General features: G+C 74.1%; 10 protein-coding genes. 1 reads left to right on the top strand and 9 read right to left on the bottom strand.

The features are described 5' to 3' along the window. Positions 1-52 precede the first annotated feature (52 nt). Positions 53-193: a UbiD family decarboxylase gene (locus tag Q8R60_12030; GenBank protein MDP3713196.1), complete on the bottom strand. Its 141-nt coding sequence runs from the start codon at positions 191-193 to the stop codon at positions 53-55. Positions 194-246: 53 nt separating this feature from the next. Here Q8R60_12030 and Q8R60_12025 point away from each other — a divergent pair, with 53 nt between their 5' ends. Next, entirely contained in the window at positions 247-645 is a 399-nt protein-coding gene (locus Q8R60_12025; GenBank protein MDP3713195.1) for a PLDc N-terminal domain-containing protein, read from the top strand. A gap of 132 nt (positions 646-777) precedes the next feature. Here Q8R60_12025 and ccsB read toward each other — a convergent pair whose 3' ends face one another. The 8 genes from ccsB to Q8R60_11985 form a co-directional block, all read right to left on the bottom strand. Continuing rightward, on the bottom strand, positions 778-1,800 hold the full coding sequence (gene ccsB / locus Q8R60_12020; GenBank protein ID MDP3713194.1) for a c-type cytochrome biogenesis protein CcsB: 1,023 nt from the start codon (positions 1,798-1,800) through the stop codon (positions 778-780). Then, on the bottom strand, positions 1,793-3,406 hold the full coding sequence (locus Q8R60_12015) for a cytochrome c biogenesis protein ResB (GenBank protein ID MDP3713193.1): 1,614 nt from the start codon (positions 3,404-3,406) through the stop codon (positions 1,793-1,795). The genes ccsB and Q8R60_12015 overlap by 8 nt, the downstream gene beginning before the upstream one ends. Position 3,407: 1 nt before the next feature. Beyond that, positions 3,408-4,259, bottom strand: a complete 852-nt coding sequence (locus Q8R60_12010; protein ID MDP3713192.1) for a cytochrome c biogenesis protein CcdA — start codon at positions 4,257-4,259, stop codon at positions 3,408-3,410. Then, positions 4,259-4,840: a TlpA disulfide reductase family protein gene (locus Q8R60_12005; GenBank protein ID MDP3713191.1), complete on the bottom strand. Its 582-nt coding sequence runs from the start codon at positions 4,838-4,840 to the stop codon at positions 4,259-4,261. Before Q8R60_12005 ends, Q8R60_12010 begins: the two co-directional genes overlap by 1 nt. Positions 4,841-5,063: 223 nt before the next feature. After that, positions 5,064-5,690 (bottom strand): histidine phosphatase family protein, encoded by a 627-nt coding sequence (locus tag Q8R60_12000; GenBank protein ID MDP3713190.1) that lies wholly within the window; start codon positions 5,688-5,690, stop codon positions 5,064-5,066. Further along, a complete protein-coding gene (gene hemL / locus Q8R60_11995; GenBank protein MDP3713189.1) occupies positions 5,687-6,988 on the bottom strand; it encodes a glutamate-1-semialdehyde 2,1-aminomutase in 1,302 nt (433 codons plus the stop codon). Before hemL ends, Q8R60_12000 begins: the two co-directional genes overlap by 4 nt. A gap of 36 nt (positions 6,989-7,024) precedes the next feature. Continuing rightward, positions 7,025-9,778, bottom strand: coding sequence for a VWA domain-containing protein (locus Q8R60_11990; GenBank protein ID MDP3713188.1), 2,754 nt, complete (start codon positions 9,776-9,778; stop codon positions 7,025-7,027). 90 nt (positions 9,779-9,868) lie between these two features. Next, a partial coding sequence (locus Q8R60_11985) for a hypothetical protein (GenBank protein MDP3713187.1) occupies positions 9,869-10,152 on the bottom strand: 284 nt, incomplete at its 5' end.

The raw sequence follows: 10,152 nt of genomic DNA, 5'->3' as shown, positions 1-10,152 counted from the left end.
GCGGGGGCGGGCGGGGCGGGCGGGGCGGGGGCGGGCGGGGCGGGCGGGGCGGTCACAGGCCGTACCTGCTCGCGGACCCCCGCGTGACGATCTCGGTGACTTCGAGGTAGGGGTCCACGGGGGCGCCGATGCGGGCGAGGTCGCCCTCGCGCTCGAGGTCGCGCAGGAAGTCACGCAGGTCGGAGTAGGCCACGCCCCCAAGTCTCCCAGTAGCGTGGCGGTAACGCTCGACCAGAGGGGTGTGACGTGCTCTACGGCTACGGGTTCTTGTTCGTCGTCGAGCTGTGCATGGTGGTCTACTGCGCGCTCAACGTGATCACCACGCCCGAGTCGGAGATCCGCAACCTGCCCAAGCTGCTCTGGCTGCTGCTCGTGCTGGTGTTCCCGATCGTCGGCGGCATTGCGTGGCTGGTCGCGGGCCGCCCGCAGCGGGCCGGCTCGACCCGGATGCCCTACAAGGGCAACCGCGGGGTCCCGGCGGAGTACGACCGACCCGGCCGCGCTGTCTCGCAGAACCCCGACGACGACGAGGCGTTCCTGAAGGGCCTGCGCGACCGGGCCGAGTCACAGCGGCGTCAGGCCGAGGAGCGGGCGAAGCGGATCCGCGACGACGAGAGCGGTGGCGGCGCGGGTCTCACGACCTGACCGACCACCCGACCACCCGACCACCCCTGCGCTCCAACCGGTGATCAAGGTGAGGAACACCTCGGTTCCGGGCCGGCGCAAGTGAGGTGTTGCCCGCGTTGATCACGGCGCGGGAGGGGCGGCGGGTGCGCGTCAGGCGTAGGAGTGCAGGCCGACCACGAAGATGTTGACGACGTAGTAGTCGATGATCAGGGCGACCGCCGCGGCGACCGCGATCCAGGCGGCCTTCGCGCCCTTCCACCCGGCGGTCGCGCGGGCGTGCAGGTAGCCGGCGTAGAGGACCCAGGTGATGAACGACCAGGTCTCCTTGGGGTCCCAGCCCCAGTAGCGGCCCCACGCGCCCTCGGCCCAGATCGCCCCGGCCACGATCGCGAAGGTCCAGATCGGGAACGAGAAGGCGATGACGGCGTACGCCGAGCGATCGAGGGTCGACGCGGCCGGCAGGGAGCGGCCGAGCGTGATCGGGAAGGCCAGCGTCACCGGGCGGGCCTTGCGGCTGATGAGCCCTGGCCGCGTGGCGCGCGGGTCGGCGAGCAGCAGCGCGGTCGTCTCGTCGTAGCGGTGGCGCACGAGGAAGAGCAGCGCGACGACACCGGACAGCAGGAAGGCCCCGGAGGCGATGACCGCCGCGATGACGTGGATCTTGATCCAGTAGCTGTTGAGGGCCGGCACGAGCGGCCCGGCCTCGGTGTAGAGCAGCGTGCCCGCGAGCCCGAGGTAGAGCACGACGGGCACCATGACGAAGGCCCCGACAGAGCGCTCGACGCGACGGGTCGCGAGCAGGGCCAGGAAGGCGAGTACGGCGGCGAGCGCGGTCGCGCTGGAGAACTCGTACATGTTGCCCCACGGCACCCGGTCGGCCGCGATGCCGCGGGCCACGACCGAGCCGGTGTGCACGACCGCGCCACCGGCGGTGAGCCAGACGGCGAGCGTGCCGGCGACACCGCGGGAGGGCTTGGCCAGCGAGACCGGCGGCAGGGCGGGCGGGGCAGGCGGTTCACCGGGACCGCCGACGAGGGCAGGGACGCGGGCCTTCTCGGCTGAGGCCCCCTGCTTGCGGGCCTGGCGGGACGCGCCGTCGCCGGCGAAGCCGAGCATCGCGAGGGCGTAGACCACGACCGCGATGAACAGCAGCGTGTCGCTGAGCTCAGCCACGAGGCTGTTCCTCCTGTGAGAGCGCCTGCACGAGCTCGCCGAACTCCGCGGCGAAGCGGTCCGGGTCGGTGCGGGCGAGCCCGCCGACCTCCATCACGGTAGCCGCCGGGCCGGCGTCCGCGCCTGCCGGGGCGACCCGCACCCACACACGGCGACGGCGCACGAACAGCGAGAGCATCAGCCCGAGGATCATCGTCGTACTCGCTACGAGGGCCACCCACTTGCCCGGGTCCTGGGTGACCTGCAGGGTGACCCACTCGTCGACGCCGACCAGGGTGATCGAGCCGCCGCCCGGCATGGTCCAGGTGTCGCCGACGTCGAGCTTGTGGGCGATGCCGTTGTCGACCGGGTCGAGGCGCTGCTTGTCGAGGGAGTAGACCGACTTCGGGACGCCGGCGTCGAGGCCGAGGTTGCCGCGGTAGCCGAGGACGGTCAGGGCGGGGGCCTTGTCGTCGGGGTGCACCGAGGTGACCCGGCTCGAGAGCGGGTCCTGCACGGTCGTCGGGGTGAAGATGCCCTCGAAGGCGACCTGCTCGGGGCGCGCGTCGGGCACCTTGACGGTGCAGCTGCTCACGAAGGTGACGGGGTCCTGCGGCAGGCACGGCACGGCCTGGTCGAAGGCGATCTCGCCCTGGGCATCGCGTACGACGACCCGCGGTGAGTAGCCGTGACCGATGAGGTAGACCCGTGCGCCGTCGACCGAGAGCGGGTGGTTGACGCGCAGGTCGTGGCGCTGGACGGGGCCGTCCGGGCGGTTCCAGGTGACGTCGGCGTTGAAGGTCAGCGCCTGGCCCGCGTCGTTGTAGGTGGCCCGGAACTCCTCGAGCGACACCGCGAAGGGCACCAGGTCCTCGGCGTCGAAGCGGCTGCCCGGGGTGATGTCGTCGAAGGCGAAGACGGTGTTGGCGAAGCCGTTGCCCTCGGTGACGAGGACGGTCCCGCGGAAGCCGCCGAGCGAGCCCATCGCGATGCCGACGAGCAGGGCGACGAGCGAGACGTGGAAGAGCAGGTTGCCGGTCTCGCGCAGGTAGCCCTTCTCCGCCGACAGGGCGTCGCCGCGCCGCACGACCCGCCAGCCGCGGAGCTGGCGGCGGGCCAGGGCGAGGGCGTCCTCGGGGGTGGCTGTGACGGTGACGGTCGCGTGGGCGGGCAGCCGGCCGAAGCGGGCCGGGGCTGCGGGGGGCTTGCGGACCAGGGCGCGCGCGTGCAGCCGGATCCGCGGGACGAGGCAGCCGACGAGGCTCACGAACAGCAGCAGGTAGATCGAGGCGAACCACGCCGAGGAGAAGACGTCGAACATCTGCAGCCGGTCGAGCAGGGGGCCGAGCGTCGGGTGGGTGACGAGGTAGTCGTCGACCCGCAGCGGGTTGATGCTGCGCTGCGGCAGGAAGCTGCCGGGCACCGCGGCGACGGCGAGCAGGAACAGCAGCAGTAGCGCGGTGCGCATGCTGGTGAGCAGCCGCCACCCGCGCCGCGCGGAGACGAGCAGCGACTGCTGGGCCTGTGCGGCCGGCGGCGGCGCGGGCTGCGTCGTGAGCCGGGTGGCCGCGGAGTCGGCAGCGGACTCGGCTGAGTCGACGGCGCCGTCGGGCGCGGTGGTCGTCATGTCAGACCAGGGTCTCGCTGCTGTTGACCAGGCGCTGCAGGTCGCGGACCAGCTCGGCCCAGACACCGCTGACGAGCAGCAGTCCGACGACCACGAGCATGGCGCCGCCGACGCGCTGGACGACGGCGTAGTGCTGCTTCACCCACCCGAAGGCGCCGAGCGCGCGGCGGAAGGCCAGGCCGGTGAGGACGAAGGGGATGCCGAGGCCGAGGCAGTAGGCGGCGGTGAGGATCGCGCCACGGTTGGCGCTGCCCTGGGTGAAGGCCAGCGTCTGGACGGCCGCGAGGGTCGGGCCGAGGCACGGGGTCCAGCCGACGCCGAAGAGCACGCCGAGCACCGGGGCGCCGAGCAGCCCCGCGTCGGGCAGCGTGGGGTGGAAGCGCAGCTCGCGCTGCATCCCGGGCAGCAGGCCCATGAAGGCCAGCCCCATCACGATGGTCAGCACGCCGAGGACCCGGTCGATGACGTCGCGGTTGGCGGCCAGCTGCGCGCCCAGGCCGCCGAAGACCAGGCCGGTGCTGACGAAGACCGCGCTGAAGCCGAGGACGAACAGCACGCTGCCGGCGAGGATCCGGCCGCGGGTCCGGGCGCTCGGGCCGGTGCGCGTCGGGGCGGGCGGAGCCTCGACGGCGACCGCACCGGACGCCGAGGGGACGGGCGTTGTCGGCGTACTCCTCGCTTCTGCTCCCAGGTCGGCGCCGGACAGGCCGGTGACGTAGGAGAGGTAGCCGGGCACGAGCGGCAGGACGCACGGCGACAGGAAGCTGATGAGGCCGGCGGCCGCGGCGACCGGCAGCGCGAGCAGCAGCGGGCCGTCGGTGACGGCGTCGACGAAGGAGTCCGCGACCCCCATCACGCCTCCTGGGCGAGGACCTGCACCGGGCCGAGCAGCTCGGTCTCGGTGACGGCCTGGATGAAGCGGCCCGCGATGCGGCCCTCGCGGTCGATGAGCAGCGTCGTCGGCGGGGTTTGCGGGACGAGGCTGCGGAAGCGGAGCAGCAGCTCGCCGCGCTGGTCGTGCAGCGACGGGTAGGTCACGCCGTTGACCTCGTCGAAGCGGGCCGCGGCGCTGCGGGTGTCCTTGATGTTGACCCCGACGAACTCCACGCCGGCGCCTTGCGTCTGGCGGGCCACGGCGACGAGGTTCTTCGACTCGGCGCGGCACGGCGCGCACCAGGACGCCCAGAAGTTGAGGACGACGACCTTGCCGCGCAGGTCGGCGAGGTCGAGCGGGTCGCCGGCCAGGGTCGTGCCTCGCAGCGTCGGCGCGACCGGGCGGTCCTCGACGCGCAGCAGACCGGTCGGGCCGCCGGGCAGCTGCGCGAGCTGGGGGGTCTTGGGGTCGGTGCCGCCACCGCCGTCGCTGCAGCCCGTCAGCGCCGTCAGCACCAACGCGGCTGCCAGCACGGCAGTCAGGGCACGGGGACGACGCACCCGACCAGTATCGGTCAGGTCCCGCGCCGGCGTCCTGCCCGAGCCCGGTGATCCTGCCCTCCCCGGTGCGCACCCCACCCGCGTCGCACCCGGGGCCCACCGGAGATCAACAGGTCATCTGCACGGGACACGCCGGCACGTCCCGTGCAGCCCCCCTGTTGATCTTGCGTCGAGGGCGGGGCGGGGCGGGGCGGGCCAGGTGGGCCAGGCGGGGCGGACGGGGTCAGGCGCCGAAGCCGGGGCGGCGGCTCGCGAGGCCGGCCGGCTCGGTGTAGGTGACCGCCACGAGCCGCTGGTCGTCCCACGTCAGCGAGGTGAGCGAGGCCAGGCCGCACTGGCGCCGGTCGGGGCGGTGCCAGAGCGTGCGGCCCTCGGCGTACCTGCGGGCGATGTAGATAGGCAGCTGGTGGCTGACGCAGACCGCCTCGTGACCGGCGACGCGGTCGCGGACGGCTTCGGCCGCCGACAGCATCCGGCGGGCGAGCTGCTCGTAAGGCTCGCCCCACGACGGGCGGAAGGGGTTGCGCAGGTGGTGCCAGTTCTGCGGCTGCTTCCAGGCGCCGTCCTCGACGGGCTTGCTGCCCTCGAAGACGTTGGTGGCCTCGAGCAGCCGGTCCTCGAGCGTCACCGTCAGGCCGAACTCCGCGGCGATCGGCGCGGCGGTCTCCTGCGCGCGCTGCAGCGGGGAGCTGACGACCTCGACGACGTCGCGGCCGCGCAGGGCGAGCGCCGCGTCGCGGGCCATCTGCTGGCCGTCCTCCGACAGTCGGAAGCCGGGCAGCCGGCCGTAGAGGATCTTGTCGGGGTTGTGGACCTCGCCGTGGCGCAGCAGGTGGACAGTGGTCCTCATACGGCGGCCGCCGCACGGGCGGCGTAGGGCAATGCCTCGGCGACGCGGGCCAGCGCCGTGTCGTCGTGGGAGGCCCCGACGAACCACGCCTCGTAGGCCGACGGCGGCAGGTAGACGCCGTGGGCGAGCATCGCGTGGAAGAAGGCGGTGTAGCGGGCCGTCTCCTGCTGCGTCGCGGTCGCGTAGTCGACCACTTCGACGTCGGTGAAGAAGATGCTGAACAGCGACCCGGCGGTGTTGACCCGGTGCGCGACCCCCGCCTCGGTGAGGGCCGCGGAGGCCAGCGAGGCCACCGTCGCGGCGGTCGCGTCGACGTGGGCGTAGACCTCGGGCGTGCAGTGCTGCAGCTGGGTGAGACCGGCGGCCACCGCGAGCGGGTTCCCCGACAGGGTCCCGGCCTGGTAGACCGGGCCGGCCGGGGCGAGGTGGGCCATCACGTCGCGGCGTCCGCCGAAGGCCGCGGCCGGCAGCCCGCCGCCCATGACCTTGCCGAAGGTGACCAGGTCGGCCGCGACGCCGTCGAGCCCGAACCACCCGGCAGCGCTGACCCGGAAGCCGGTCATCACCTCGTCGAGGACGAGCAGCGCACCGTGCTCCTCGCAGATCTGCTTGAGCCCCGCGTTGAAGCCCGGCTGCGGGGGCACGACGCCCATGTTGGCCGCGGCCGCCTCGCTGATGACACAGGCGATCTCGGAGCCGTACGACGCAAAGGCGGCGCGGACCGCGTCGAGGTCGTTGTAGGGCAGCACGATCGTGTCCGAGGCACTCGCCCCGGTGACGCCCGGGGTGTCCGGCAGTCCGAAGGTGACGACGCCCGACCCGGCTGACGCGAGCAGCGCGTCGACGTGGCCGTGGTAGCAGCCGACGAACTTCACGACCTTGCTGCGGCCGGTGAAGCCGCGCGCCAGTCGGATCGCCGACATGGTCGCCTCGGTGCCGGAGTTGACCAGCCGCACCTGCTCCACGGGGGCGACCCGCGCGACGATCTCCTCGGCGAGCAGCACCTCGCCCTGGCTCGGCGTCCCGAACGACGTCCCGTGCTGCGCCGCCGTCGCGAGCGCCTCGACCACCGCGGGGTGCGCGTGACCGAGGATCATCGGGCCCCACGAGCAGACGAGGTCGACGTAGTCCCGGCCGTCAGCGTCGGTAAGGTAGGGGCCGCGCCCGCTCACCATGAAGCGGGGGGTCCCGCCGACGGCGCGGAAGGCGCGCACCGGCGAGTTGACGCCGCCGGGGATGACGGCGCCCGCGCGGGCGAACAGCGCCTCCGACGCAGGGGCTTCGTAGGGGTAGGTCACCGTCGCATCCAACCCCAGGGAGTACGCCGCGGCGCGTCAGGGGGTCGGGCGGTGACGGGCCGTGAGGGTGGCGGCGGCTGCCTGTCCCTCGCGCCGCCGGGCGAGGGCGACGGCGCCGGCGGTGACGAGCAGCAGCGATGCGAGCCGCAGGGCACCGGTGTCGGGGCGCTGGTCGAACGCCGACATGGCGAGCTCGTCGGCCTCCTGCTGCTCGCGCTGCTCGACGAGGACCAGCTGCAGCTCCTGGTCCGACGGCGCGATCGCGAGGCCGGTGACCGGGTTGACCACGGCCGCAGCACCGGGAGCCGGCGCCGGGGCAGGAGCCGGCGCGGCCGCAGGGGCCGGGGGCGGGATCGGCGGGAGGGGCGCGAGGGCGAGCAGCACGGGCGGCTGCGGCGCGACGGCTCCTGGCGGTGGGGCGAGGACGACCGGCCGCTGGCCCTCGGGCAGCGGGTCGCAGCCGACCCGCAGCGGCAGCGGGACTCCGGTGCGCTCCCCGACCCGGGGCCGCAGCTGCAGGTCGCGGGTCGTGCCGGGCGCGGCCGAGGTGCAGGTGACCTCCAGGGTGTAGGTCAGGGCGGCGCTGCGCTTGACGTCGACGCGGGTGACGGAGTTGGCGACGACCCGCACGTCGAAGTCGCGGGCGGCGTCGGCAGGCGAGACCGCGACCGTGACGTCCTGCTCGTCCTTCAGCGTCGAGATGAGCCGGACGAGCGGGTCGGCGAGCTGGATGGCGCCACCGAGCAGGTTGGACGCGAAGCGACAGACCAGCGGTGCACCCCCGGCGACCTCACGGGTGCCGTCTCCGTTGCAGTCGACCCCACCGGGTGGGGCGAAGGTGCGGGTCCCGCGGGACAGCTCCTCGAGGCCCTTTTGCAGCGCCACCGGGTCGAACAGCGTGTTGCTGCCGTCGCCGGTGACCTCGGCGAGCGGGTCGCGCACGATGTGCAGGCCCACGTGGCGCACGCCGTCGGCGTTGAGCGCGTCGATGGTCTCGTCCTTGTCGGGCCCGGACGGGTCCTTCTGCAGCACCTCGTCGGTGGCGTGGACGACGACGCGCAACGACCCCGGGCGCCAGCTCGCGCCGAGACCCGGATCGACCGGCTGGCCCTGGGCCGGCTCCTCGATGCCGGAGCCGGTCGCCATCTGGTGCAGCGCGGTGTAGGCCGGCTCGGCGCCACCCGAGGTCGTGATCGACTCCAGCGCCCGGCGCAGCGGCTCGCCGGGTGGGCTGATGTCGAGCAGCCGCCGGTAGCGGACAGCGTCGTAGCTCTGGTAGTCGCCGAGGCCGAACTGCGCGTCGATGCGACGGCGCCCCAGGTCGCGAGCCAGCTGCGCGAAGCCTTCCGCGACGCCATCCACGACGTCGTCCATGGACGTGGAGGTGTCGAGGAGGAAGAAGACGTCGACGGGGGTCGGCTCCGGGCCGAGCGCCAGGTCGAGCGGGACCTTCTCCGACGCACCGGGCGCGAGCTGGACGGCGTCGACGGCGCTCGACAGCAGGGTCTCCGGCGACAGCGGCGGCAGCGGCGCACCGATGCCGCCGACGCCGACCGTCACCGGCGGTCGGGCGGGGAGCGTGACGGTCCGCAGGCCCGCGCGGTCCGGCTCCCACCGGTGCACCCGGCGGTCGCTGCGGAAGGCGTAGGCGCCGTCGCGGCCGCGCAGCACGTCGACGAGCGGAGACAGCGCGAACTCGTCGACCCGCAGCAGCCGGTCGTCGAGCAGGTAGTAGACCTCGGAGCCGGTCGCGCCGGCGGCGAGCGTCGTCATGACGAGGTCGGCCCGCGGTCCGGAGGACGCCAGTGACTGCGGGGTGCCGGAGACCTCCCCGAGTCCCCGCGCGGTGAAGGGCCGGCCGTCGAGCGGACCGCCGTCGCCCTGGTACAGCCCGACCGCGGCGCCCCGGGTCACGAACCCCTCGAGGAGGTGCTCGACCGCGCTGACCCGCGGTGGGCTGCCACGGAAGCTGCCGACCGCGACGGCGGAGAAGGTGCCCTCGCTGAGCCGCTCGGCACCGGTCTGCCAGGTGTCGCCGCCGTCGCTCGTGCCGTAGACGCCGGTGGCGTACTGCACCCACAGCTCGAGGGCGTCGTGCGGCGCGACGGCGAGGTCGCCGACCCGGGGCGGCTCGAGGTCGACGGTGGTCGTCGCGCCATCGCTGCGGGTCCCGATGCTCGGCGGGGTAGCCGGCCGCCAGCTCGCCCCGGCGTCACGGCTGACGTGCAGCCGACCGCCCGCGACGACGTAGGCGGTGCGCCCGTCGGACGGCGCGAGGACGAGGTCACCGGGCCGACCGAGCGGCGGGGTGAGCGGGCCGCCGGCCGCGAGCGACGTGGTGCCCGTGAGCACGAGCGTCCCGGGCTGGTCGGTCGGGGACTCCTCGTTGACGACGATGACGTCGGGCAGGTCGGCCGTGCCCAGCTCGACCGTGGCCAGGACCCGGCCGCCGGCCGCAGCGAGAGCCCTGACCCGGTCGGTGTCACGGCTCGCGGGCACCTCGGTGGTGGGGGTGGCGGGCAGCGTCAGCAGCTCGTTCCAGGTGCAACCGCGGTCGCGCGAGTCGAGCACGACGGTGCCGTTGGTGACGAGCCACCGGTCGCCGTCGACCGCGTGGGCGCTGATCGAGTCGGACCCGAGCGCGAAGTCGGGCACCTGGTAGCTCGACCAGGTGCCCGTCACGCCGGTGCGCTCACTGGTCCGCGCCGCGCACCCGTTCGCGGCCGTCACCGGTAGCGCCAGCCCGGCGAGGACGACGACAGCGGCCAGCCCCGCGGCTCTCCTCAGCACCTGCACACCCCTCCAACGCTGTCGCCAGTCCCGCCTTGGAGAGCCCGCACGCCCGGCCCAGGTTCACCCGGGATGACAGCGACGCTCTTGTCAGCGAGCGCGGATGGGGACGCGGTCCGGGGAGCGGCTCCGGGAGCGGGCGACGAGCCCTGCGGCGCCGGTCACGGCCAGCAGCGACAGGAGCCGGAGAGCAGCGGTGTCGGGGCGCTGGTCGACCGCCGACATCGCGAGGGTGTCCGCCTCGCGCTGGGCCTGCTGCTCGGCGAAGGCGAGCTCGGCCGCCTGCTCCTCCGGCGACATCCCGAGCCCGACGACCGGGTTGACCGCGCTGACCCCGGCGGGCAGCACGGCGGGCGCGGGGGCCTGCGCCGGCG

It is taken from the genome of Mycobacteriales bacterium (assembly GCA_030697205.1).
Taxonomy (GTDB): Bacteria; Actinomycetota; Actinomycetes; order Mycobacteriales; family SCTD01; genus JAUYQP01.
The sequence above is the reverse complement of the archived record's forward strand: the minus strand, read 5'-3'. Positions and strand labels throughout refer to the sequence as shown.